This is a genomic window from Microbacterium lacticum, assembly GCF_006716815.1.
GTDB classification, from domain to species: Bacteria; Actinomycetota; Actinomycetes; order Actinomycetales; family Microbacteriaceae; genus Microbacterium; species Microbacterium lacticum.
Genome location: NZ_VFPS01000001.1, coordinates 719666 through 742435 on the forward strand (window position 1 = coordinate 719666; position 22770 = coordinate 742435).

Genomic DNA, 22770 nt, shown 5'->3' on the forward strand with positions numbered 1-22770 from the left:
ACCCGGCGCGACGGGCACCGGCATCCACTGACACGCGGTGGCGCCCGGCGTGGGATTAGGCTCGAAGGATGACCGACGCACAGTCCACTCCGCGTACCCCCACGGCCATCGATCAGATCGCCGAGGCGTGGGTCGACGACATCGCCGAGATGCTGCCGACCGTCGCGACCTACATCGGCCGCTTCGAGCACAACGGACGCCTCGAAGACCTCTCGCCCGCGGGGCACGAGGCCCGCTACCGTGCCGCTCAGGCGACGCTCGCCGCTCTCGAGGCGGCGGAGCCCGTCGACGAGGTCGACGTCGTCACGAAGGCCGAGCTGGCGGGCGACCTGCGCCTCTCGCTCGAGCTCTACGAGGCCGGCGCGCACCTGCGCGACCTCAACGTGATCGCCTCGCCGCCGCAGGACCTCCGGAGCGTGTTCGACCTCATGCCGACCGACACGATCGAGGACTGGACGCTGATCTCCGATCGGCTGCGCGCCGTACCCGCCGCGCTCGACGGCTACGTGCAGACCCTCCGCACGGGCATCGAGGCGGGCGTCGTGCCGGCCCGCCGACAGGTACGCGAGGTCGTCACCCAGATCGCGCGCTACACGGCCGACAACGGATTCTTCGCCTCGTTCGCGCACGAGGCGGCGCCCGCCGAGGGGCACCTGCCGGCCTCGCTCGCACGCGCCGTCGCCGAGCACGCCGGTGCCGCGCGCGTCGCGTACGACGAGCTGGCCGACTTCCTGCGCGACGAACTGGCACCGGTGGCATCCGAGCACGATGCCGTCGGTCGGGAGCTCTACGCGCTGCACTCGCGCCGCTTCCTCGGCGCCGAGATCGACCTCGACGAGACGTACGAGTGGGGTGTCGCGGAGCTCGCCCGCATGGTCGCCGAGCAGGAGTCGATCGCGAACGAGATCCTCCCCGGTGCGACCGTGGAGGAGGCCGTCGCGTTCCTCGAGCAGGACCCGGAGCGCAAGCTCCACGGCACCGACGCGCTGCAGAAGTGGATGCAGGAGACCAGCGACCGGGCCGTCGCCGAGCTCGGTGAGAGCCACTTCGACATCCCGGAGCCCATCCGCACGCTCGAGTGCCTGATCGCCCCCACGAACGAGGGCGGCATCTACTACACCGGCCCGACCGACGACTTCTCCCGCCCGGGCCGGATGTGGTGGTCGGTGCCCGAGGGCGTCGACTCGTTCGACACGTGGCGCGAACTGACCACGGTCTACCACGAGGGCGTGCCGGGCCATCACCTGCAGATCGCGCAGGCGGTCTACAACCGCGCCGAGCTCAACTCGTGGCGGCGGCTGCTCGCCGGATCGAGCGGGCACGCCGAGGGCTGGGCGCTCTACGCCGAGCGGCTGATGGAGCAGCTCGGCTACCTCGACGACCCGGCCGACCGGCTCGGCATGCTCGACGGTCAGCGCATGCGCGCCGCCCGCGTCGTGCTCGACATCGGCGTGCACCTCGGCAAGCCGCGCCTCGACGGCGAAGGGGTGTGGGATGCCGACTACGCGCTCGAGTTCATGCGCCGAAACGTCAACATGCCCGACGAGTTCATCCAGTTCGAGGTGAACCGCTACCTCGGCTGGCCGGGCCAGGCTCCCTCGTACAAGGTCGGCCAGCGCATCTGGGAGCAGATCCGCGACGAGACCGCCGAACGCGAGGGCGACGACTTCGACATCAAGCGGTTCCACATGCGCGCCCTGCGTCTGGGCGGCGTCGGACTCGACACCCTCCGCCTCGCCCTCGCGAACTGAATCGGCTCAGCACGCGGGCCGGTCATCTGCGTCCGGTGCGATCGTGCGGTGCCGCAACGGTGACGGTCGCGCCCTGCTGCGAGAAGGAGCCGCCGACGACCGTTCGCACGCGCTGATCTCCGTCGAACGTCCACGCCAGCTTCCACGCCCGCAACGGTTCTGTGCCCGAGTTCTTGACCGTCAGCGCGGCAAGGAAGCCGGCGCCCACCTTCGTGCCCGTGACGACGACGTCGCAGGTCAGTGGAGCCAGCGAGGGGTTGCCGAGCGCGATGAGCTCCCTCGCCTGCTCGACGAACCAGTGGCCCGCCGGCGGGTCTTCCATGCCGCGCCGGATCAGTGGGGCCGCCCGTGCCACGGAAGCACTGGCCGTCGGACTCGCCGGGCACCTTGATCCACAGGTACGCATCCACTAGGGGGACGTTCGTCGTCGTGGTGGGAAGAGCGCCCCTGCCGCGCGCGGGCGGGTTGCACCAGTCCTCATGCTCGGGATAGACGCCTGCGGGGTACGGCCAGGGTCCGAGGCCGTTGCGGCTCGTGTCGGCGACGAGGATCGCCGTGCGCCGAGGGCGTGAGGTGAACATAGGGGGGAGGCCTCCACAGGGGTAAGCGATGGCGGCACGGTGACGTCATCGTCGTGATGCACCCATGGGTGAGAGCGCTCCCATGGACGCATCGCCCGCCACTTTGGCGCGACCGTCCCAGCTCCATCAAGACCCCTCGTCTGGCCAGCGGGTCATTCCGGAGCGGCTCCACCGAGGCCACCCACCGGCGTTGGCGACTCTCGCGGTTTGTGCGACGTTCCTCGTGACAGAGACGATGGCGCGTCACTCGCTGGGTCATTAGGAGGCCCGATCCGAGACCGCGACGAGCGCTCCGCGTCGGTCGCCGCTCGCCCGCATCACGGCCGCCGGGAATGCGGCATCCGCTCTCGTGGTTCACATTCACATGCATGAAGTAGCACTCGGTCTCGACACGTTCGGCGACATCACGATCCGCCCCGACGGCACGCGTTCCACCGACGCGCAGACGATCCGCGACATCGTCGACGAGGCGGTGCGCGCCGACGAGGTCGGACTGTCGTTCTTCGGGGTGGGGGAGCACCACCGTCACGAGTTCGCGGTGTCGAGCCCGGAGCTCGTGCTCGCGGCCGCCGCCGCGCGGACCGAGAAGATCCACCTCGGCACCGCCGTGACGGTGCTCTCGAGCGACGACCCCGTGCGCGTGTACGAGCGGTTCGCGACCCTCGACGCGATCTCTGACGGGCGCGCCGAGGTGATCCTCGGGCGCGGCTCGTTCATCGAGTCGTTCCCGCTGTTCGGCTACGACCTCGCCGACTACGAGGTGCTCTTCGAGGAGAAGCTCGACCTCTTCTCACGCCTCCGCGACGAGAAGCCCGTCACCTGGCAGGGCACCACGCGCGCCGCGCTCGAGAACGCCGACGTCTACCCGAAGACCGCGAACGGCATCACCGCGTGGGTCGGGGTCGGCGGCTCGCCCGAGTCGGTCGTGCGCACCGCCCGATACGGGTACGGACTCATGCTCGCGATCATCGGCGGCTCCGCCGAGCGCTTCCGGCGGTATGTCGACCTGTACCACCGCTCGCTCGACTCGTTTGGGCGGGATCGCCTGCCCATCGGCATCCATTCGCCCGGGCACATCGCCGACACCGACGCGCAGGCGTGGGAGGAGCTCTACCCAGCGATGGAGGCAAACCGCAACGCGATCGGCGCCGAGCGCGGCTGGCCGCCGTACAGCCGGCTGCAGTTCCAGCACGACATCGGCCCCGAGGGCGCCCTGTACGCCGGGTCGCCGGAGACGGTCGCCCGCAAGATCGCCGCGACGGTCGAGACGCTCGGCGCCGACCGCTTCGACCTGAAGTACGCCAACGGCACGCTCGATCACGGCAAGCTGCTGCACTCCATCGAGCTGTACGGCGAGGTCGTGGCCCCGATGGTGCACGATCTGCTCGCGCGCGGCTGAGTAGCATGCATCCATGACGGATGCCTCCCCCCGCACCACGCCGACGGTCGCCGGGCGCCTCGACGCACTGCCCTTCACGCGGGCGCACCTGAAGGTGCTGACCGGCTCCGGGCTCGGCTGGGCACTGGATGCCATGGACGTCGGCCTGGTCTCGTTCGTGCTCGCGGCGCTCATCGCCGAGTGGTCGCTGACGGGGGAGCAGGCGTCGTGGATCGCGTCGGCCGGGTTCGTCGGCATGGCGATCGGCGCGAGCCTCGGAGGTCTCCTCGCCGACCGCTACGGCCGGCGCTCGGTGTTCGCCGTGACACTCCTCGTCTACGGGCTCGCGACCGGAGCGAGCGCGCTCGTCGGGGGCCTCGCCGCACTCATCGTGCTGCGGGTGTTCGTGGGGCTCGGCCTCGGCGCCGAGCTGCCTGTCGCGAGCACCTACGTCAGCGAGTTCGCGCCGGCACGGATGCGCGGCCGGCTGATCGTCATCCTCGAGGCGTTCTGGGCGGTGGGGTGGACGGCGGCCGCGCTCATCGGATACCTCGTGATCCCGAACCTCGCCGACGGCTGGCGGTGGGCGTTCGCGCTCGGGGCGCTCCCCGCGGCCTACGCGCTGGTGGTGCGCTGGGGCCTGCCCGAGTCGGCGCGCTGGCTCGAGCGCCAGGGTCGGCACGACGAGGCGGAAGCGGTCGTGGAGCGGTTCGAGACGGCGGCGCCGCTCGGCACGTCGCGGCGTCGCCGACCGCAGCGGTCTGTGGAGCCGGTGGCCCAAGCCGCGCCGGCCGCCACGCCGGTCCGGCTGTCGGCCGGCGAGCGGTTGCGGACGCTCTGGGCGCCGGAGTTCCGCGTGCGCACCGCAGCGCTCTGGATCGTCTGGTTCTGCGTCAACTTCGCCTACTACGGCGCGTTCATCTGGATCCCGTCGATCCTGTTCGCGCAGGGCTACGACCTCGTCAAGTCGTTCGGGTTCACCCTGCTGATCACCCTGGCCCAGCTTCCCGGGTACGCCGTGGCCGCCTGGCTCATCGAGGTGTGGGGCCGGCGCACGACACTGTCGGTGTTCCTCGTCGGCTCGGCGATCGCCGCGGTGCTGTTCGGCACGGCGACGGGGGAGGGGGCGATCATCGCGACCGGCATGGCGCTGTCGTTCTTCAACCTCGGCGCGTGGGGCGCGCTCTACGCCGTGACGCCGGAGAACTACCCGACGTCGCTCCGCGCGACGGGATCGGGGTGGGCCGCGGGGGTCGGCCGCATCGCGTCGATCATCGCACCGCTGACGGTGCCGGTGCTTCTCGGCCTCGGCGGCGCGCCGCTCCTGTTCACCGTGTTCGGCGCCTTCTTCGTGATCGCCGCCGCGGCGGCCTGGGGGCTCGCCGACCGGCGCGGCGCCGCGCTCGACGATCGCTGAGCGCGGCGCCCCGGACCTCGACAGCATCCCGCCCGGCGACACCGTCGCCGGGCGCGGCGGTCGCCGAGCGGGGTGGGAGGCGTGCGCGGGGTGACGCTGCTGCGCGCGTAGGCTCGTCGGGTGGCATCCGTTCGCTTCGTCGCCATCGGCGACTCGTTCACCGAAGGCGTGGGCGATGAGCTCCCCGATGGCACCGTGCGGGGGTGGGCCGATCTCACCGCGCAGGGCTGGGCCGATTCGCGCGGCGACAGCATCGAATACGCCAACCTCGCGATCCGCGGCAAGCTCGTGTGGCCGATCGTCGCCCAGCAGCTCGAGCCCGCGCTCGCCCTGAAGCCCACGCACCTGTCGTTCAACGGCGGCGGCAACGACATGCTCCGCCCGCGCACCTCCATCTCCCACATCGCCGACGCGTTCAGCCAGGTGCTGCGCCGTTGCGATGAGGAGGGCGTGCAGCTGATCCTGCTGTCCGGCGCGAACCCGTCGGCGCAGCTGCCGCTCAGCCGGCTGATCCAGCGCCGCGGCGACCTCATGTCGGAGGCGGTCGTCGCGCGGATGGGCGGGCGGTCCGACGTCGTGCAGGCGCTGAACTGGCCGGATGCCGCGCTGTCGAGCCCCTCGTTCTGGTCGGAGGATCGGCTGCACATGAACAGCCGTGGCCACCACCGTGTCGCCGCTCGGGTGCTCGACGCGCTGGGGGAGACCGTGCCGGAGGGCTGGTGGGAGCTGCCCGAACGGGACGATACGGTACGGCTCGCGCGGGGCGACTACTTCCGCGAGCACCTCGGGCCGTGGGTCAAGCGGCGCCTCACCGGCACGTCGTCCGGCGATGGGCGCGCGGCGAAGTTCGGCGGCGAGTGGATCGAGGTCGCGCCGCGATCCATGTTGTGAGCATGCGGAGGGGGACGCTGTCAAGGGGGACGCACGATCTCGTGGCATCCACGAAGATTGTGCGGTCCACCCCGGAACACCCGCCGTCAGGAGCATCATCGTGAGTATCGGAGCCGGCATCGCCCTGTTCGTCATCGGAGCGATCCTCGTTTTCGCCGTCAACGTCGACACGAGTCAGTTCATCGACCTCGACCTCGTCGGCTACATCCTGATGGGAGCGGGCGTCGTCGTCTTCCTCATCGGGCTCGTGTTCGTGTTCCGTCGCCGGTCGACCGAACAGGTGACGCGCACGGTCGACCCGGTCGCGGGGGAGCGGGTCACCCGCACCGAGGCCAGCAGCTCGGGCGACGGCGTCGTCTGATTAGTCGCGTGCTCGGGCTGGGCGGCCGCGACGCGGTTCGTCGAGCCCGAGCAGCATGCGGGTCTTCCGGCGTTCGATCACGATGAACATCCAGCCGATGACCCAGAGCGGCACCTGCGTGAGGAACGCGAGCCGGAAGGCATCCAACCGGTAGGTGTCCGGCGTCCCGGCGCCCTGGAGGTCGAGCGCCAGGCCGATCATGAAGATCGCGATCAGCGCGGCGAGGAACCCGCCGACGTTCGTGATGCCGGTGGCGGTGCTGAGCCGATGCGCGGGATTGTGTGTGCGCGCGTGGTCGAAGGCGATCATCGACGCGGGCCCGCCCATCGCGAGAGCGAACGCGAGCACGTAGAGCAGCCACACCGGCGCGGCGCCCGGCCACGCGATGACGACGAGCCAGGCGATCGCCTGCACAGCGATCGCCGGCAGGACGAGCGCGCGCGAACGCAGGTGGGGGATGCGGCGGGACAGCTCGCCCATCACCGGTCCGAGAGCCATGCTGCACGACGGCGAACATCGACAGCGTCGAGGCATCCGCACCGAACCGTTCCGCGGTGTCGACACCGACCGCGGAGAGGGAGCTGCGGTTGACGACGGCGAGCATGTACGCCGCCACCCCGACACCCCAGATGAACCAGCCGCGCCATCCCGGCCCGGTGGCGGCGGGCGGGCGGTGCAGGGTCACCCCGTCTACGCTACTCGCGCGCGGGCGCCGCTCCGGACCGCGTCAGAGGGCGAGGACCCGGGTGAAGAAGTAGAGCAGGCCCGCCAGCACGACCGCGCAGATGATCACCATGGCCACGGTGCTCCAGCTGATTCGAAGCCGCTTCCGGAAGACGACGACGAGAGCGATGCACAGAAGCGTCACAAGAGGTCGTTGCGGGAGTGGCACTCGAGGGGGGCCATCCGGAGAGGCTAGCAGCGCTTCGCTCGTTCAAGCTGACATAATGTACATTATCGGCGTGAGTCCAGAACCGCTGAGTGGACTGATCATCAACCGATCTACTGGTCTGCGACTCCAGTCCACCGGAGCCAGCGTGCGTCGCTCCCGGGCCACAACGAAGCAGTCGCCTCGAACCCCTCGCGAAGGTAGAAGCCTCGAACCCGTTCGTTGCTCGGGTCGTACTCGGTCACCAGTTCTTTGCCGTGCGCGCCCGCGTGGCTCTTCGCGGCGCCCACCAGCAATCTGCCGATCCCGTGGAGCTGATGGTCCGGAAGGACGTACAGCTTCCACATGACCATGTCGGCGCCCAACTCCTCCACGTGGACCATTCCGACGATGCCCTGTTCCGACTCCGCGACGTAGATGTTTCCAGCCTGGATCGCGGAGCCGATGGCCTCCGCATTCCAGAACTGGTCCAACCCCGACATCACGTAAGCGGCGCCCTTGTCGGATCCGTATGTAGCCGGCCAGCTCACGGTGCCGACATAACGCACGCCCGGGGCGTCATCCGGTCGAGCTGGACGGATCGTGATCACCATAGCCAGCAGACTATGGCGCGTCGTCGGAGTGCAGAGAAATGCCCGTCCCGCGACTGCAGCAGGTGGCCGGCGATCGCGTGCGGGTGCTCGCTCCTCGACGACCCCGCGGGTCAGAGCCTCGACCGCGTGCGAGCCATCCGCGACGAGATCCGGCGCCGCGTCGAGGCGCTGATCTCCGAACTCGAGTGACGCTTCTTGTGACGACAATCCCCCACATCGCCCCCTGTGAGCGCTAGCCTGAAAACACCTCCCTCGAAGGAGACTTTCAGAAAGGGCTTGTCATGACAGAACCCCCCATCGCAAAGACCGCCACCAACGGCATTCGGACCGCCCTCGGTATCGGCGGTGTCCTCTCGATCATCCTCGGTACCCTCATCCTCGTCTGGCCCGGCAAGACGATGATGGTCGTCACCGCGATCATCGCGATCTACGCGATCGTCGCGGGCCTCGTGTACGCGGGACTCGGAATCTTCAGCGCCGGTAAGGACGGCTGGTCGCGCATCGGCCACATCCTCCTCGGCGTCCTGTTCGTCATCTCCGGCATCCTCGCGTTCATGAACCTCGGTGCGACGACCGTGTGGCTCGCGATCTTCCTCGGCATCCTTGTCGGCATCATGTGGATCGCCGAGGGCGTCGTGGCGCTGTCGACCCTGAGCGTGGCGTCGTCGAAGGGCTGGACCGTCTTCTTCGCGATCATCTCGATCCTCGCCGGCATCACCCTGCTCTTCTCGCCCCTGTGGGGAGCGATTGTGCTGTGGTGGCTGCTAGGCGTCTTCGCGGTCGTCATGGGTGTCATCCAGGTCTTCCGCGCGTTCACGTTCGGCAAGTAGCACCTCTTTCACGACGAAGCGCCCCGGGCCGGTCGGCTCGGGGCGCTTCGTCGATGAGGGGATGCCGCTCAGCCGAACGAGCTCACATCTCCCACAAGTCGCGTGTTGTCGCTCGGAATGGGTTCGACAGCCGCGAGAGCCACCTCTGCCGCGAACTCCGACACGTTGTAGAGCTTTCCGGCCGACTCGCGACGGTCCGCGATCGCCCCCGGATTCGCACGCTCGAGCAACGTCGCGGTGATCGTGCCCTCGATCATGTCGCCCGAGACCACGACGAAGTCGATACCCTGCTCGGCAAGGCCCGGGATCCGCTCGCGCAGCGCATCCTCACCGGCACGCTTGGACAGCGCAACCGGCTCGTACTCGGGCATCGTCGGGGTCGTGCGGATGAAGTGGGCCTGGTGGCTCGTCACGAACACGACGCGCGAGCCGTCACCCATCAGCGGCACCGCGGCATCCAGCACATTCAGCTGCGCGTCGCGGTTCAGCACGAGCGCGTAGTCCTCGCCCATGCCGCTTTCCATGCCGCCCGAGGCGTTGAGCACCAGCAGATCCAAGCCCCCGAAGGCATCCCTGACCTGGCTCATCATGTCCGAGACAGATGCCGGGTCGGTCAGATCCGCGCCGACGACGAGCACCTCGACGCCGAGCTCACGCAACTGCGTGGCGAGCTTCTCGGCGCGCGGCGCCTTGTTGCGGAAGTTGATCACGACGTTGGCGCCCGCCTGCGCGAAATAAGTGGCGGTGTCGGCGCCGATACCGCGCGACGATCCGGTCACGAGGGCTGTCTTTCCGCTGAGAGAGCCGGCGGGGATGGGCTGTGTCATGGTGACTCCTGCAGTGCGTTTCGTGGCGTCGTCGGATGGTCTCGCACGACCTCTCGACACTACCAACGGAGCCGCGGCCACCGGGGAATGTTAGGGTGCACGAAAGGGGCGAAGGAGCAGCGGATGTTGCCGGATCTGACACAGTACATGTGGATCGCCTGGCTCGTGCTCGCGATCCTGTTCGTGATCGTCGAGCTTCTCACGCTCGAGTTCACCTTCCTGATGCTCGCGGCCGGCACGCTCATCGGCGGGCTCGGCGTGAACCTCCTCGGCGGCGTCTGGTGGCTGCAGATCCTCGCCGCGGCCGCGATCTCGGCCCTGCTGCTGTTCACGATCCGCCCACTGCTGCTGCGGGCACTGCATCGTTCGAGCGCGCTGCAGCCCACGAACGTCGACGCGATCTACGGCCTCGGCGGGCGCCTCATCGCCCCGTTCACCGGCGACGTCGCCTCGGTCCGTCTCGACAACGGCGAGCTGTGGTCGGTCACGGCGTCCGACGACAGCGCGAACATCGCCGTCGGCGATCGTGTCATCGTCACGGCGGTGCGGGGCGCTATGGTCGAGATCGCCCCGGCGAACACCACCGTGGCCCCCCTCCCCCACACCGACAGGAGCACAGACTGATGCCGGTAGACATCGGAGCGTTCGTGGGACAGCTCTTCATCATCGTCCTGCTGATCGTCATCGCGATCTTCGTGGTCGTGGTGATCTTCCGGTCGATCCGGATCATCCCGCAGGCCTACTCGGGTGTCGTGGAGCGTCTCGGACGCTATCAGCGGACCCTCTCCCCCGGCCTCAACATCCTGGTGCCGTTCATCGACCGTCTGCGCCCGCTCGTCGACATGCGCGAGCAGGTCGTGTCGTTCCCGCCGCAGCCCGTCATCACCGAGGACAACCTCGTCGTCTCGATCGACACCGTCGTCTACTTCCAGGTGACGGATGCGCGTGCCGCGACCTACGAGATCGCGAACTACCTGTCCGCCGTCGAGCAGCTCACCACGACGACCCTCCGCAACGTCGTCGGGGGTCTGAACCTCGAAGAGGCCCTCACGAGCCGTGACAACATCAACGGCCAGCTGCGGGTCGTCCTCGACGAGGCGACCGGCAAGTGGGGCCTGCGCGTGTCCCGCGTCGAGCTGAAGGCGATCGACCCGCCGCACTCCATCCAGGACTCGATGGAGAAGCAGATGCGCGCCGAGCGCGACCGGCGCGCCGCGATCCTCACGGCCGAGGGTTCGAAGCAGTCGCAGATCCTCGAGGCGGAGGGCCGCCGACAGGCGGCGATCCTCAACGCCGAGGGTGAGAAGCAGGCCTCGATCCTGCGCGCGGAGGGCGAGGCTGCGGCGATCCAGAACGTCTTCGACGCGATCCACGCTGGACGTCCGGACGACAAGCTCCTCGCTTACCAGTACCTGCAGACCCTGCCGAAGATCAGCGAGGGCACCGCCAACAAGATGTGGATCATCCCGAGCGAGTTCACCGAGGCCATGCGCGGGCTCGGGTCGGCCTTCACGTCGGGCGCCGGTGCGGTCTCCACGGCCGCGCGCGCGACGCAGGCTCCGCCCACGCCGCCGTCCACCGACCCCGGCCCCGCTCCGACCCCGTGACGCATCCCTGGTTCCACGCGACAGGCACACCGCGCGTCCTCGCACATCGCGGTTTCGTCCCTCCCGACTCCGAGGGCTTCGTCGAGAACACCCTTGCGGCGTTCGCGGCGGCCCACGCGGCCGGCGCAACGTATGTGGAGTCGGACTGCCACGTGACCTCCGACGGAGTCGTCGTCCTCTTCCACGACGACAACCTGGCGCGCGTAACGGGTGACCCGCGCCGCATCGCCGACGTGCGCCATGCCGAACTCGCCGCCATCATGGCCGACCGTGGTGGTCTGCTCACGGCGGTCGAGGCGCTCGAGGCGTTCCCGACGCTGCGTTTCAACCTCGATGTCAAGTCCGACGGGGCGACCCGGCTGGGCCGGCTCATCCCGCCCTACGCCGACCGGGTGCTCATCACGAGCTTCTCCGACCGCCGCCGGCGGGCCGCGCTCACGGCCGCGATCGAGCGCGGCGCCATCCCCGCGACCTCCGCCGGGCAGGGGACGGTCATCCGGATGCTGCTGGCCCGCGCGACGGGGTCCAAGAAGCTCGTACGGCGCGTGCTGAAGCGCATCGACGCCCTGCAGGTTCCCGAGCGGTTCGGCTGGTTCCGGCTCGTGACCACCGGCTTCGTCCGCGCCGCCCACGATGCGGGCTGTGAGGTCCACGTCTGGACGATCAACGACACCCCCACGATGATGCGGCTGCTCGAGCTCGGCGTCGACGGCATCGTCACCGATCGCACCGATCTCGCCCTCGCGGCAGTGGCGGCGCGGCGCTGATCCCCCACGAGGCGGGCAGTCCCTCAAGCGCTGAGCATCCGCTGTGAAAGGCCGATGCGCCCCGTCCGTTCGGATGATGCGCACAGGTGAGCACGTTATACCTGTACGGACGAGAGGACCACACAATGGCAGACCGCAGCCTGCGCGGCATCCGACTCGGCGCTTCCAGCCTACAGAGCGAGGAAGGCGTCGTGTTTCATGAGCGCGCCAACCACACGTACGTCTGCACGCAGTGCGGACGTGAGACCGTGATGACGTTCGCGGCAGATGCCGAGCTTCCTGAAGCTTGGGAGTGCCGCACGTGCGGCGCCGAGGCCGTCCGACGCGTCGGCGACACCGTCATCGAGGTCGACCACTCGGGCGACAAGGTCACCCGCACCCACTGGGACATGCTGATGGAGCGTCGCACCGTGCCCGAGCTCGAAGAGCTGCTCGAAGAGCGCCTCGCGCTCCTGCGCGCACGTCGCGGCGCAGGCGGAGACACCACCCGCCTCACGGCCTGAGTCCGCAGCACACCGCGTCGACGATCCCCCGGACGTCGGCCTCCGCCTGAACCGGAGGCCGACGTCTTCGTCGTACCCGCCGGTGCTCGGCGTCCTCGGCGGTGGCCGCCGCGGAGGACGCCCCCAGTGCCCGCCGTGTCAGCTGGGCCCGCCGTGCCTGCCGCGCCCGGGCTACGCCCGCCGCGTCCGGCGTCGCGAGAGCAGTCCGACGATCACGAGCGCCACGATGCTCCCCCAGCCGAGCAGCGTCTGCAGGCCCTCGCCGATCACCATCGCCGGCGTCATGCCGGTGCGCAGCGGCACGTCGGTGACCATCGCGCCCGGCTCGCCCTCGGGCAGCGCGTCGATCGTGGCGCCGTCGGGGGCGATCAGCTGGCTCGTCCCGACGGTCGAGAGGTTCACCACGGCGCGACCCGACTCGATCGCGCGCATGCGGGCGAACGCGAGCTGCTGCAGGTTCTCGTCGGTGCCGCGGAAGTCGGCGTTGTTCGTCTGGAACATGAACACCTCGGCGCCGGATTGCGCGCCGTCTCTGATGACGTCGTCGTAGATCACGTCGAAGCAGATCGCGAGACCGACGGTCACGCCGCCCACTTCGAGCGCGGGCGTGGCCGTGCCCGGCGTGTACTCGCGCTGGATGAGGTCGATCAGGTCGGAGGCGAACAGGCGGTAGAACCACCGGTCGGGCACGTACTCGCCGAACGGCACCGGATGCCTCTTGTCGTACGTTCCCACGGGGTTGTCCGCGCCCGCCTCCCAGACGAGTGACGAGTTGAAGTACTGATTCCCGCGCTGGGTGATCGCGCCGATCAGCAGCGGCGCCTGCACGCGCTCCGCGAGCGCGTCGAGCTCGCGGGCGACGGGCGCGTTCTGCGTGGGATCGGCGTCGACGCCGCCCTCGGGCCACAACAGTACGTCGAGCCGCCCGTCCTCGATCGGCTTCGTCGCCGCCAACTGGGCGCGGAACACGTCGTAGGGCTGCCGCTGGTCGAAGTAGCCGGCCGGGCCGTTGCCCTGCACCGCGCCGACGCGCATCGCGCCGGCCTCCGTCGTCGGGAACTGCGGCAGCAGCACCATGACGACGACCACCGCGACGGTGGGAAGCGCCGTCAGTGCGGCCCGCCACCGGGGCCGTCTGTCGCCCGAGATGGTCGTGGCCGCCCGGCGCCAGTCCCGCCAGGGCTGAAGCCGCACGCACTCCACGGCCGCCGCGCACGCGAAGGCGATGAGGAACGACAGCCCGGTCATCCCCGTCCACGATGCGACATCGGCCAGCGGCGAGGATGCCTGGGTGACGCCCAGTCGCGCCCACGGGAAGCCGCCATAGGGGAACGTGCCGAGAAGCTCCTCCCGCGAGACCCAGAGCCCCGCCACGAGCGCCGGAAGCGCCACGAGCCGAACCCAGCCGCCCGAACTGCCCGAGCTGCTCGAGGCGCTGGAGTCGCGCGTGGCACCCCGCGCGAGCCGTGGCAGCCAGCGGTACGCCCACGTGATCGGCACCGCCATCACGGCGGTGAGGGCGGCCTCGAGGGTCGACAGCGCGATCCACGGCACCGGGCCGAGGTAGCGCGCCGTGAACGAGAGGTTCACGAAGAACAGGGCCGCTCCGAAGACGAACCCGACGAGCAGCGCCCCCCAGGCGCTTCGGCCGATGAGCGCGACGAGCGCGAGCGGCACCGAGACGAACACGACCGGCCACCACGACAGCGCCGGGAACGCGAGCGCGAGCACGAGGCCCGCGACCGCGGCGGCGACGAGCGCCGCCCAGAGCGGGAGCAGCGGGCGCAGCAGGGGGCGGAGAGCTCGGTCGGACGCGGCCATCGATGCCAGAGCGGTGTCCCGGCTCACAGCGACCCGTACACGACGATGCCCCGGCGCACCGCGTCGAGCGCCGCGCGTGCGGTCGCGGCGACCGGCGGCGCGGCGACGAGCGAGAGCTGGTCGAGCAGGTCGATCGTCTGCTTCGCCCACCGCACGAAGTCGCCCGCTGCGAGGTCGGCCTCCTGGAGCACCCGGTCGAGCGAGGCTCCGCGCGCCCACGAGTGCATCGCGGTGGCGAGGCCGGTGGCGACCGGCTCGGTGCCCGGCAGGTGGTGGTCCTGCTCCAGGTCGTCGAGGCGGGCCCAGAGCTCCTGCGTGGCGGACAGGGCCTGCCGGAAGGGTCCGCGCGGCAGACCGTGCTCGCCGGGCCCGGCCTCGTCGCGGCGCGGCTCGTAGACGAGGCAGCAGGCGAGGGCGGCGAGCCCCGGGGCATCCAGCGAGGTCCACAGTCCGCGTCGCAGCGCCTCGGCGACGAGCAGGTCGCGTTCGCCGTAGATGCGCTTCATCGTCGCGCCGGCGGGCGTCAGCGTCGCCTCGCCGCCGTCTTCGAGGTGCACGTAGTCGACGGCGACGAGCACGTCGACGACGCGGTCGAACACACGCGCGACGGTGCCGGTGCGCGCGTCGATCTGGCGGCGGATCTTCTCGACCCGGCGCTGCAGCTTGGCGTAGCGCTCACCCCAGCGGGCGTGCGCCTCACGGTCGGGGCACGTGTGGCACGGGTGGCGCTGCAACCGCCGGCGGAGGTCCTGGATCTCCCGCTGACGCTGGTCGCGGATGCGCGCCGGCGCGGTGCGGTCGGCGCGGTTCAGCTTCTCGAGGTCGCTGAGCTCCCGCCGCATCCCGGCGTACTCGACGAAGTCGCCGCGGTCGCAGGTCATCGCCTTCGCGTAGCCGGCGAGCGACTCTTCGGCATCCTTCACCTCGCGCGCGAGCCCCACGACGGCCCGGTCGGCCTGGAACTGTGCGAACGACGATTCGAGGATCTCGCGCGCGCGCCGCCGCCCGAACTGGTCGATGAGGTTCACGGCCATGTTGTACGTCGGCCGGAAGCTCGAGTTCAGCGGGTAGGTGCGGCGGGATGCCAGTGCCGCGACCGCCTGCGGGTCGAGCGCTTCGGTCCACTGCACGACGGCGTGGCCCTCGACGTCGATGCCGCGGCGCCCGGCGCGGCCGGTGAGCTGCGTGTACTCCCCCGACGTGATCGCGACCCGCGCCTCGCCGTTGAACTTCTCGAGCTTCTCCAGCACGACGGTGCGCGCGGGCATGTTGATGCCGAGCGCGAGGGTCTCCGTGGCGAACACGACCTTCACGAGCTTGCGGCGGAAGAGCTCCTCGACGACCTCTTTGAAGGCGGGCAGGAGGCCCGCGTGGTGGGCGGCGACGCCCCGCTCGAGGTTGTCGCGCCATTCCCAGTAGCCGAGCACTTCGAGGTCGTCCTCGTGCAGGGTGCGGGTGCGCTCGTCGATGACCCGGCGGATCTCGTCGCGCTCCTCGCGGGTCGTCAGCCGCAGCCCCGAACGGCGCACCTGCTGCACGGCGCCATCGCAGCCGGCGCGGCTGAAGATGAAGAAGATCGCCGGAAGCAGGTTGGCCCGTTCGAGCAGCTGCACCACCTGCGGGCGGTCGAGGCGTTCGATGCGCTGCATGTTCGACGACCGCACCGGTCGCCGTCCGCCGCGGGGCGGTCGCTTGCGCACCGCGTCGTACCCGCCCTGCGAGCGGAACTGCTGCGCCTGGCGGTTGTTCTCGTAGCGGGCGCCGCTGCCGCCGCGGATGCGCATGAGCTCCTGGTTGACCTGCGCGGTCGCGATGCCGGCGCGGTCGTCGAACAGCGGCAGCAGGTCGCCGCGCACGAGCACGTGCTGCTCGAGCGGCACCGGCCGGGTCTCCGAGACGATCACCTCGACGGCGGGTTCGTCGGCGCCGCCGCCGCGCACGGTGTCGAGCCAGTCACCGAACTCCTCCGCGTTCGACACCGTCGCCGACAGGGCGATCAGCCGCACCTCGAGCGGGAGGTGGATGATGACCTCCTCCCACACCGCGCCGCGGAAGCGGTCGGCGAGGTAGTGCACCTCATCCATCACGACGTAGCGGAGTCCGCGGAGCGCCGCCGAGTCGGCGTAGAGCATGTTCCGCAGCACCTCGGTGGTCATGACGACCACGCGCGCGTTGCCGTTGATGTTGGTGTCGCCGGTGAGCAGGCCCACCTCGCTCTCGCCGTACACCTCCTGCAGCTCGCGGAACTTCTGGTTCGACAGCGCCTTCATGGGGGTCGTGTAGAACGCCTTCTCCCCCGCCGTGAGCATCGCGAGGTGGATCGCGAACTCGCCGACGATCGTCTTGCCGGCGCCCGTCGGCGCCGCGACGAGAACGCTCCGGCCCTCCTCGAGCGCGTGGCATCCGGCGATCTGGAACGGGTCGAGCTCGAACCGCTGCGCCCCGGCGAAGGCCGTGGTGATCGGATGCGCCCGGGCGCTCTCGGCGCGCGCGTAGCGCGCGGCGGGATCGCTCACGCGAGCGGCCTGAGATCGGCCGCGGCACGCTTGGCCCGCCGCCGGTCGAAGAGCATCGACAGCCCCGCCGCCGCGAAGAAGAGCACGATCAGGATGCCGGCGAGCATGAGCATGCTCACGACGTCGGCGGCCGGTGTGGCGAGGCCGGCGAAGGCGACCGTGACGAGCACCGCGACCCGCCACGACTTCAGGATCGCCTTGCCGCTCATGATGCCGGCGAGGTTCAGCGCCACGAGGAAGACGGGGATGACGAAGGAGACACCGACGACGATGACGAGCTTGAAGACGAAGTCGTAGTAGTACTTCGCGTCGTACATGTTCGCGGCGCCCTCGGCCGAGAACGACGCCATGATCTCGACGATGTGCGGCATGACCCACCAGCCGACGAAGCACCCCGCGAAGAACAGCGGGATCGCGGCGGCGACGAACCCGATCGTGGAGCGGATCTCCTTGCGGGTGAGCCCGGGCATGAGAAACGCCCACAGCTGCCACAGCCAGACGGGGGCGGAAAGGATGATGCCGACGACGAACGAGATGCGCAGTCGCATGTCGAACGGCCCGGTGATCGTCGGGTACATCAGCTTCACCAGCTCGCTGTCGCCGCGCTGCTCCGCGACGATCCGGATCGGCTCGGTCATCGCACCGATGATCCAGTCGGTGAGGAAATACGCGACGGCCATGCCCACGACGAGGGCGATCATCGCGATCACCAGACGCCGGCGCAGCTCGACGAGGTGCTGGCCGAGCGACATGCGCTTGTCGCGCCGCGGAGCGTTCTCCGCGTTCAGAGGGGGGTGTTCGGCCGTGGCCACGGAACGATCAGGACTTGGCGTCGGGCGCGCCGGGGGCAGGTTCGACCGGCGTCGGCACCGCGGGCGTCTGGATCGCCGTCGTCTGCGGCGGCGTGGCGGCGGCGTTGTCGACCGTGGATGCCTCGGCGCCCGCGGTCTTGTCGTCGTCCTTCATCGCCTTCATCTCACCCTTGAAGATGCGGGCGGACTGACCCATGCTCTTGGCCAGTGCGGGCAGTTTGGCGGCACCGAACAGCAGCAGGATCACGATGAGCAGGATCCACAGGTGCGGACCGGCGAACAGGTTGCTGGGCATTGTGTCCCCTTTGTCGAAGCGTGCGCCCCAGTGTACCCGGCGCACCTTTGTCCGAGGCGTGAGCGGCACCGCGGTTCGCTATCGGGCTCAGGTGTACTGCGCGAGCCCGGCCTGCGCCCAGGCGGCGGTCGCCTCGCGCACCTCCGGCGGACCGAGCACCTCGAGGTCTCCGCCGAAGCGCGCCGCGAGCCGCTTGAGGCTGCGCGCGTCGCCCACACGGATGCCCGCGGTGCGCGTGCGCGCGGCATCGGGAGCCCCGGGCGCCTCGGGGGCGACGTCGCCGTCCGATTCGTACACGTCGAGGACGAAGTCGGCGAGCATGGGCGCAATCGTCTCGCGGTAGCGCACCTGCACCTCGACATCCGCATCGGAAGGCTCGAAGAGCGCCGGCACGGCGTCCGCGGCGTGGGTGCTGGCGGTGTCGGTGAGCGTGACGCGGGACACCCGGTCGAGGTGGAAGGTGCGCATCGCCTGTCGCAGGTGGCACCAGCCCTGCAGATACCACTCCCCGTTCGCGATGTGCACCTTCACCGGATCCACGGTGCGGGTGGTCACCGGCGCGTCAGGAGCCTGGTAGTCGAACGACAGCGCCACGCCGCGCTGCACGGCCTCGGCGACGGCGACCCGCACGTCGTCGACCGCCGGCGGGGCGACGAGCACGTCGGCCGGCGTGCTCGACGCGCCGCGCGCGAGCTTGGCGAGCAGCCCCTGCACGACGCCGCTGTCGCCCACGCCGGGGAGCGACGCCGCGAGCTGCAGCCCCGCGAGCAGCGCCGCCGCCTCGCGGGCGCTGAGCCGCGGCGTGCGCTCGAGGCCGACGGCGTTGGTGATGACGATCAGGTCGCGTTCGTCGAGGAGGTCCCAGTCGATGTCGAAGAGATCGTTGGCCATCTGCCAGAACCCGCTGTCACCGGGGAGGCCGATGACCGTGAGCTTCTCGACCATGCTCCGCATCTGCGCCGTGGTGACGTCGAACTCGTCGGCGGCCTCCGCCAGCGACACCTCGCCCTTGCCGATGAGGTACGGCACGAGCTGCAGGATGAGCGCGGCGCGGTCGGCGCCGAGCAGCGGGCGCGCGGCGTTCATGCGGCACCCCCGTGCGCGGCGAGCACCCGGCGGAGGCGCTCCTGCACCTGGTCGCGCAGCTCCGCGGGCTCGACGACTCGCACCTCGGGGCCGTACGAGGCGAGCTCGTCGGCGAAGATGTGCGCATCGACGTAGGGCACCCGGAAGCCCTGTTCGACGGGCGCCGCGCGCCGGCTGAGCCGCAGGGCGGCCTCGGTTCCGGGGGCGATCTCGACGAGCGCCTGCTGCCGCTCGGCGAGGTCGGCGAGCCCCGTGAGGGCCCGCTCCCCCGCGCCCTCGCGGGCGGACAGATCGAAGGACGACCTCGTGACCTCGATGTCCGACGTGATGCGCGAAAGGAGGAAGGTGCGGGTGTCCTGCTGGTCGGGATCGAACCCGTAGACGTGCCAGCGCGCCTCATACTCGACGAGGGCCAGCGGGTGGATGCGGCGGCGGTGCGGGGCATCCTCCCCCGGCTTGAGGTAGTCGAACGCGACCACGCGGCCCTGCTCGATCGCCCGCTGCAGGGGGGCGAACGAGGGCTCGCGCAGACTGAGGCGCGGCGAGTAGCCGATGATCGGCGCGTCGACGTCGATGCCGAGGGCGCGGATCTTGCGGAGACCGGCGCGCGCGTCGGAGGACATAGAGCTCTCGCTCCAGACGCCGCCGGCGAGGTTCAGGACGGCGAGCTCGGCGGGCGTGAACGCGATGTCGGCGGGCAGCTCGTATTCCGCCGTCGGAATGCGGTAGCGCGCCTCGCGGAGATCGTCGGGATCGGCGTAGTCGCCGATCGTCTCGACCTGGATCGAGAGCCCACGCAGCGTCTGCTTGTCACGCTCGAACATCTTCTCCAGCGCGTCCTTCGACGCCCCCGCGCCCACCTGCTCGCGGTAGCCCGCGACCGACGACAGGATCGTCTCCTTCGTCAGCCCCTGCTCGGTGGCCATGAGGGCCACGACGAGGTTGACGAGACGCTCCTCGGGAGCGGTACGGGTCGTCTCGGATGCCACCCGCCCATCCTAGGGCGGCCCCGGAACCACCGGGCGCGCGGCGGCGCGTGTCAGCGCGTCGCGGCGGGGTCGTCGATGCCGAGCAGATCGACGACGTAGATCGTGGCGTCGCCGTCCGACGAAGGGGCGACCACGAGCAGCTGCGAGCCGACCGTCATACCCGAGAGGTCGGACGCGAAGGCGAGGTCGCTGTTGGGTGCCACCGCGATCGACGCGCCGTTCTCCCACGTGGAGTTCGTGACCTTGCGGGTGTTCCAGTCGACGCCGGTGTACTGCACGCGCGCCGTGTCGCCCGAGCCGACCTGCGGGCCGTCACCCTTCTTCAGCACCTCGACCACGCGGTCCGACGGAGCGGCCGCGTCGGGCACGATCACGCCGGGGCGTCCGCCCGGGGCGAGCACGACCGAGGGCATGCCGCGGCGGTCGTTGTACTGCGGGGTGCCGTCGGCGGCGGCGAGGTAGACCTTCTTGATGTCGATCGCCACGGCGATCGACTGGTCGTCCGTGACGCCGAGGTCCTGCGCGCCGGCCGCGGACAGCTCCCTCGCCGGGATCGCGGCGACGACGCGCGTGCCCTCCGTGGCGCACATCATCGCTGTCACGAGACCCTCGTAGCTCGAGTGCCAGCTCGACAGCGGCTGCACGGGCGGCGCCGCCTGCACGAGCGACTGACCGGTGGCGCCGTTCGCGATCGCGATGCTGAACACGACGTCCTGCGCGTCGCTCGTGATCTGCCGCCCCGTGCCGACCTCGGTGTCGGTGTAGGTCGTGTGGTCCACGTAGACGGGCGCCTTGAGCGTCAGGGCGGGGGTGCCGAACGTGCCGGATGCCTGTGCGAAGTCGAGCACCGAGGCATCCGAATCGTTGCGCTCGCACGACGTCGAACCGGAGGCGGCGGGCGACGACGCGCATGCCGCGAGGGTCAGAGCGGAGAGGCCGAGAACGGCGAGGGCGGCAGGGATCCGGAGCACCGGATCAGTCTACGACGCCGCCCGAGCCGGCCTGCGCGCCGGCGGCGTCGTCAGCGTCGTCGGTCGCGGCGCGCGAGGCGATCCGCGCCCCGTCGACGGCGCGCTGGGCCTCCCGCACGCGCTTGCGCAGGTTCTTGTCGGTGATCTGCCGGTCACCGACGGCGCCGGGGGTCCACGCCTCGACGTCGTCGTCGGCGTAGCTCGGCTTCTTCAGCGCGCGCTTGCGGACGTCGGGCGGCACCGCGCCCGGCGCGAGGCGGCGCGCGGTGATGAGGAATCCGGTGTGCGCGACCATGCGGTGGTCGGGGCGCACGGCGAGACCCTCGACGTGCCAGCCGCGCACCATCGTCTCGCTCGCCTCGGGCTCGGTGTACAGGCCCGTGCCGCGCAGGTACTCCGCGACGCGGCTCAGCTGCGTCGCGGTGGCGACGTAGCAGATCACGACCCCGCCGGGGGTGAGCGCGTCGGCGACGACGTCGAGGCACTCCCACGGGGCGAGCATGTCGAGCACGACACGGTCGACGGATGCCGGGGCGAGCGCGGTCGGCAGCTCGGCGACGAGGTCGCCGACGACGACCGACCAGGTCGTCGGATACTCGCCGAAGAAGGTCTCCACGTTCGCCTCGGCGACCTGCGCGAACTCTTCGCGCCGCTCGAAGGAGACGAGCCGTCCCGCCGGGCCGATGGCGCGCAGCAGCCACAGCGACAGGGCGCCCGAGCCGACACCGGCCTCGACGACCGTCGCCCCCGGGAAGATGTCGGCCTGAGCGAGGATCTGCGCGGCATCCTTCGGGTAGACGATCGCGGCGCCGCGCGGCATGGACATCACGAAGTCGCGCAGCAGCGGACGGAGGGCGAGATACTCGTGCCCGCCCGAGTTCGTGACGACCGATCCGTCGGGCTGGCCGACGATGTTCTCGTGCTTCAGCACGCCGTGATGGGTGTGCAGCTCGCCGTTCTCGCGGAGGGTGACGGTGTGCATCCGACCCTTGGGGCCGGTCAGCTGCACGCGGTCGCCGAGGCGGAACGGCCCGCTCGGGCGGAGGTCGTCGGCCGGCTGGGAGTCGGCGGGCTGCTGGTCGGTGGTCATGCGTGGCCTTTCCGCGCCGCCGCGGCGGCGTGTGCCGACGAGACGTCGGCGAGGTCGTGGGGGGTGCGGTTCTCGAGCGTCGGCCACAGTTCGTGGGCGCCGGCGCCCACGAGGGAGACCATGAGCGGCACGCCGACCGTGGGGACGCCGGCGGCGACGGCGGCGCGCACGCCCGTGGGCGAGTCCTCGATCGCCACGGCGCGGGCGGGGTCGACGCCGAGCGCGGCGCACGCCTGCAGGTAGGCGTCGGGGAACGGCTTGGGGCGGGTCGCGTCGTCGCCCGAGACGATCAGCTCGAACAGCCCCTCCGGCAGGCCGCCGACGACGAGTTCGGCCATGCGCCGCAGCGACATCGTCACGAGGGCGCAGCGCACACCCGCGTCGCGCAGGGCGCCGAGCAGTTCGAGGGCGCCCGGGCGCAGCGGCGGACCGAGCTCCTCGAGCGCCGTCATGACCTCGGCGGTCAGGTGGTCGACGATCTCGTGCGCGGGCATCCGCACGCCGGCCTCCTGCAGGATCCCGGCGGAGGTCTCGAGCCCCTGACCCACGAGGGTCATCGCCTGCTCGTGCGTCCACGTGCCGCCGAAGCGCTCGACGAGCGCGCCCTCGGCGGCCATCCAGTGCTTCTCGGTGTCGACGAGGGTGCCGTCCATGTCCCACAGCACGGCATCCGGGAGGGCAGGGGCGAGGGGGGCGGAACTCACCGCTCCATGTTAGGCGGTCGACCCGGGCGTGCCGGGTCCGCCTCGGGGTTCCTGCCGCGCCCGCCCCGGGTTCGCGCCATGCCCGTCGGTC

Annotated in this window: 24 protein-coding genes and 2 pseudogenes; 11 read left to right on the forward strand and 15 right to left on the reverse strand. The window is 70.5% G+C overall.

The features are described from left to right. Positions 1-68: 68 nt before the first annotated feature. Positions 69-1751 (forward strand): DUF885 domain-containing protein, encoded by a 1683-nt coding sequence (locus FHX68_RS03425; protein WP_141379748.1) that lies wholly within the window; start codon positions 69-71, stop codon positions 1749-1751. A gap of 22 nt (positions 1752-1773) precedes the next feature. Here the strand turns inward: FHX68_RS03425 and FHX68_RS15705 are convergent, their stop codons facing one another. Together FHX68_RS15705 and FHX68_RS15710 are read right to left on the reverse strand one after the other, a co-directional pair. Further along, positions 1774-2073, reverse strand: a complete 300-nt coding sequence (locus tag FHX68_RS15705; protein WP_229661483.1) for a cellulose binding domain-containing protein — start codon at positions 2071-2073, stop codon at positions 1774-1776. A 91-nt stretch (positions 2074-2164) separates the two neighbouring features. Then, positions 2165-2332: pseudogene (locus FHX68_RS15710) on the reverse strand (glycoside hydrolase family 6 protein); the annotation flags it as partial. A gap of 364 nt (positions 2333-2696) precedes the next feature. On the opposite strand from FHX68_RS15710, the gene FHX68_RS03435 reads away from it, so the two are divergent. The 4 genes from FHX68_RS03435 (at position 2697) to FHX68_RS03450 (ending at position 6379) form a co-directional block, all read left to right on the forward strand. Next, positions 2697-3731 carry an LLM class flavin-dependent oxidoreductase gene (locus FHX68_RS03435; protein ID WP_141379749.1) on the forward strand — a complete coding sequence of 345 codons (1035 nt, stop codon included), beginning with the start codon at positions 2697-2699 and terminating at the stop codon, positions 3729-3731. 13 nt (positions 3732-3744) lie between these two features. Then, positions 3745-5127: an MFS transporter gene (locus tag FHX68_RS03440; RefSeq protein WP_141379750.1), complete on the forward strand. Its 1383-nt coding sequence runs from the start codon at positions 3745-3747 to the stop codon at positions 5125-5127. Between the two features lie 120 nt (positions 5128-5247). Then, positions 5248-6018: an SGNH/GDSL hydrolase family protein gene (locus tag FHX68_RS03445; RefSeq protein ID WP_141379751.1), complete on the forward strand. Its 771-nt coding sequence runs from the start codon at positions 5248-5250 to the stop codon at positions 6016-6018. A 100-nt stretch (positions 6019-6118) separates the two neighbouring features. Continuing rightward, positions 6119-6379: a DUF6458 family protein gene (locus FHX68_RS03450; protein WP_141379752.1), complete on the forward strand. Its 261-nt coding sequence runs from the start codon at positions 6119-6121 to the stop codon at positions 6377-6379. On the opposite strand, the pseudogene FHX68_RS03455 reads toward FHX68_RS03450, so the two are convergent. From FHX68_RS03455 to FHX68_RS03460, 3 genes and pseudogenes are all read right to left on the reverse strand, one after another. Beyond that, positions 6380-6877 (reverse strand): annotated as a pseudogene (locus FHX68_RS03455) (MFS transporter); the annotation flags it as partial. A 229-nt stretch (positions 6878-7106) separates the two neighbouring features. Next, positions 7107-7247: a hypothetical protein gene (locus FHX68_RS15125; protein WP_170214192.1), complete on the reverse strand. Its 141-nt coding sequence runs from the start codon at positions 7245-7247 to the stop codon at positions 7107-7109. A gap of 134 nt (positions 7248-7381) precedes the next feature. Further along, complete coding sequence (locus FHX68_RS03460; RefSeq protein WP_141379753.1) at positions 7382-7861, reverse strand: GNAT family N-acetyltransferase; 480 nt, start codon at positions 7859-7861, stop codon at positions 7382-7384. A gap of 12 nt (positions 7862-7873) precedes the next feature. Between FHX68_RS03460 and FHX68_RS16300 the strand changes: the two genes are divergently transcribed. Together FHX68_RS16300 and FHX68_RS03470 are read left to right on the forward strand one after the other, a co-directional pair. Continuing rightward, complete coding sequence (locus FHX68_RS16300; RefSeq protein ID WP_373288689.1) at positions 7874-8050, forward strand: hypothetical protein; 177 nt, start codon at positions 7874-7876, stop codon at positions 8048-8050. A 92-nt stretch (positions 8051-8142) separates the two neighbouring features. Next, on the forward strand, positions 8143-8691 hold the full coding sequence (locus FHX68_RS03470; RefSeq protein ID WP_141379754.1) for an HdeD family acid-resistance protein: 549 nt from the start codon (positions 8143-8145) through the stop codon (positions 8689-8691). A 68-nt stretch (positions 8692-8759) separates the two neighbouring features. On the opposite strand, the gene FHX68_RS03475 is transcribed toward FHX68_RS03470, so the two are convergent. After that, positions 8760-9518, reverse strand: a complete 759-nt coding sequence (locus FHX68_RS03475) for an SDR family oxidoreductase (RefSeq protein WP_141379755.1) — start codon at positions 9516-9518, stop codon at positions 8760-8762. Between the two features lie 123 nt (positions 9519-9641). Between FHX68_RS03475 and FHX68_RS03480 the strand changes: the two genes are divergently transcribed. From FHX68_RS03480 to FHX68_RS03495, 4 genes are all read left to right on the forward strand, one after another. Further along, complete coding sequence (locus tag FHX68_RS03480; protein ID WP_141379756.1) at positions 9642-10142, forward strand: NfeD family protein; 501 nt, start codon at positions 9642-9644, stop codon at positions 10140-10142. Beyond that, positions 10142-11125 (forward strand): SPFH domain-containing protein, encoded by a 984-nt coding sequence (locus tag FHX68_RS03485; protein WP_141379757.1) that lies wholly within the window; start codon positions 10142-10144, stop codon positions 11123-11125. The genes FHX68_RS03480 and FHX68_RS03485 overlap by 1 nt, the downstream gene beginning before the upstream one ends. Further along, positions 11122-11892: a glycerophosphodiester phosphodiesterase family protein gene (locus FHX68_RS03490; protein ID WP_141379758.1), complete on the forward strand. Its 771-nt coding sequence runs from the start codon at positions 11122-11124 to the stop codon at positions 11890-11892. Before FHX68_RS03485 ends, FHX68_RS03490 begins: the two co-directional genes overlap by 4 nt. Positions 11893-12017: 125 nt before the next feature. Next, positions 12018-12395: an RNA polymerase-binding protein RbpA gene (locus FHX68_RS03495; protein WP_141379759.1), complete on the forward strand. Its 378-nt coding sequence runs from the start codon at positions 12018-12020 to the stop codon at positions 12393-12395. 171 nt (positions 12396-12566) lie between these two features. On the opposite strand, the gene lnt is transcribed toward FHX68_RS03495, so the two are convergent. The 9 genes from lnt to FHX68_RS03540 form a co-directional block, all read right to left on the reverse strand. Then, positions 12567-14216, reverse strand: coding sequence for an apolipoprotein N-acyltransferase (gene lnt, locus FHX68_RS03500; protein WP_141379773.1), 1650 nt, complete (start codon positions 14214-14216; stop codon positions 12567-12569). A 23-nt stretch (positions 14217-14239) separates the two neighbouring features. Beyond that, complete coding sequence (locus FHX68_RS03505) at positions 14240-16732, reverse strand: DEAD/DEAH box helicase (RefSeq protein ID WP_141379760.1); 2493 nt, start codon at positions 16730-16732, stop codon at positions 14240-14242. After that, positions 16729-17484: a twin-arginine translocase subunit TatC gene (tatC, locus tag FHX68_RS03510; protein ID WP_141379774.1), complete on the reverse strand. Its 756-nt coding sequence runs from the start codon at positions 17482-17484 to the stop codon at positions 16729-16731. The genes FHX68_RS03505 and tatC overlap by 4 nt, the downstream gene beginning before the upstream one ends. Positions 17485-17551: 67 nt before the next feature. After that, complete coding sequence (gene tatA / locus FHX68_RS03515) at positions 17552-17839, reverse strand: Sec-independent protein translocase subunit TatA (RefSeq protein WP_174799077.1); 288 nt, start codon at positions 17837-17839, stop codon at positions 17552-17554. An 87-nt stretch (positions 17840-17926) separates the two neighbouring features. Next, positions 17927-18925: a helix-turn-helix transcriptional regulator gene (locus FHX68_RS03520; RefSeq protein ID WP_141379761.1), complete on the reverse strand. Its 999-nt coding sequence runs from the start codon at positions 18923-18925 to the stop codon at positions 17927-17929. Beyond that, positions 18922-19914 carry a helix-turn-helix transcriptional regulator gene (locus FHX68_RS03525; protein ID WP_141379762.1) on the reverse strand — a complete coding sequence of 331 codons (993 nt, stop codon included), beginning with the start codon at positions 19912-19914 and terminating at the stop codon, positions 18922-18924. Before FHX68_RS03525 ends, FHX68_RS03520 begins: the two co-directional genes overlap by 4 nt. 50 nt (positions 19915-19964) lie before the next feature. Further along, positions 19965-20885: an FKBP-type peptidyl-prolyl cis-trans isomerase gene (locus FHX68_RS03530; RefSeq protein WP_141379763.1), complete on the reverse strand. Its 921-nt coding sequence runs from the start codon at positions 20883-20885 to the stop codon at positions 19965-19967. Positions 20886-20889: 4 nt separating this feature from the next. After that, entirely contained in the window at positions 20890-21975 is a 1086-nt protein-coding gene (locus FHX68_RS03535; RefSeq protein ID WP_141379764.1) for a tRNA (adenine-N1)-methyltransferase, read from the reverse strand. After that, positions 21972-22679: an HAD family hydrolase gene (locus FHX68_RS03540; RefSeq protein WP_255314010.1), complete on the reverse strand. Its 708-nt coding sequence runs from the start codon at positions 22677-22679 to the stop codon at positions 21972-21974. Before FHX68_RS03540 ends, FHX68_RS03535 begins: the two co-directional genes overlap by 4 nt. Positions 22680-22770: the final 91 nt, after the last annotated feature.

Excerpts from the sequence above, each read along its gene's own strand:
- FHX68_RS03485 (WP_141379757.1), top strand. The coding sequence starts at position 10,142 with ATGCCGGTAGACATCGGAGCGTTCGTGGGACAGCTCTTCATCATCGTC.
- FHX68_RS03435 (WP_141379749.1), top strand. The coding sequence starts at position 2,697 with ATGCATGAAGTAGCACTCGGTCTCGACACGTTCGGCGACATCACGATC.
- FHX68_RS03440 (WP_141379750.1), top strand. The coding sequence starts at position 3,745 with ATGACGGATGCCTCCCCCCGCACCACGCCGACGGTCGCCGGGCGCCTC.
- FHX68_RS03535 (WP_141379764.1), bottom strand. The coding sequence starts at position 21,975 with ATGACCACCGACCAGCAGCCCGCCGACTCCCAGCCGGCCGACGACCTC.
- FHX68_RS16300 (WP_373288689.1), top strand. The coding sequence starts at position 7,874 with ATGGCGCGTCGTCGGAGTGCAGAGAAATGCCCGTCCCGCGACTGCAGC.
- tatA (WP_174799077.1), bottom strand. The coding sequence starts at position 17,839 with ATGCCCAGCAACCTGTTCGCCGGTCCGCACCTGTGGATCCTGCTCATC.
- FHX68_RS03475 (WP_141379755.1), bottom strand. The coding sequence starts at position 9,518 with ATGACACAGCCCATCCCCGCCGGCTCTCTCAGCGGAAAGACAGCCCTC.
- FHX68_RS03480 (WP_141379756.1), top strand. The coding sequence starts at position 9,642 with ATGTTGCCGGATCTGACACAGTACATGTGGATCGCCTGGCTCGTGCTC.
- FHX68_RS15705 (WP_229661483.1), bottom strand. The coding sequence starts at position 2,073 with ATGGAAGACCCGCCGGCGGGCCACTGGTTCGTCGAGCAGGCGAGGGAG.
- FHX68_RS03425 (WP_141379748.1), top strand. The coding sequence starts at position 69 with ATGACCGACGCACAGTCCACTCCGCGTACCCCCACGGCCATCGATCAG.
- lnt (WP_141379773.1), bottom strand. The coding sequence starts at position 14,216 with ATGGCCGCGTCCGACCGAGCTCTCCGCCCCCTGCTGCGCCCGCTGCTC.
- FHX68_RS03460 (WP_141379753.1), bottom strand. The coding sequence starts at position 7,861 with ATGGTGATCACGATCCGTCCAGCTCGACCGGATGACGCCCCGGGCGTG.
- FHX68_RS03520 (WP_141379761.1), bottom strand. The coding sequence starts at position 18,925 with ATGAACGCCGCGCGCCCGCTGCTCGGCGCCGACCGCGCCGCGCTCATC.
- FHX68_RS03470 (WP_141379754.1), top strand. The coding sequence starts at position 8,143 with ATGACAGAACCCCCCATCGCAAAGACCGCCACCAACGGCATTCGGACC.
- FHX68_RS03495 (WP_141379759.1), top strand. The coding sequence starts at position 12,018 with ATGGCAGACCGCAGCCTGCGCGGCATCCGACTCGGCGCTTCCAGCCTA.
- tatC (WP_141379774.1), bottom strand. The coding sequence starts at position 17,484 with ATGTCGCTCGGCCAGCACCTCGTCGAGCTGCGCCGGCGTCTGGTGATC.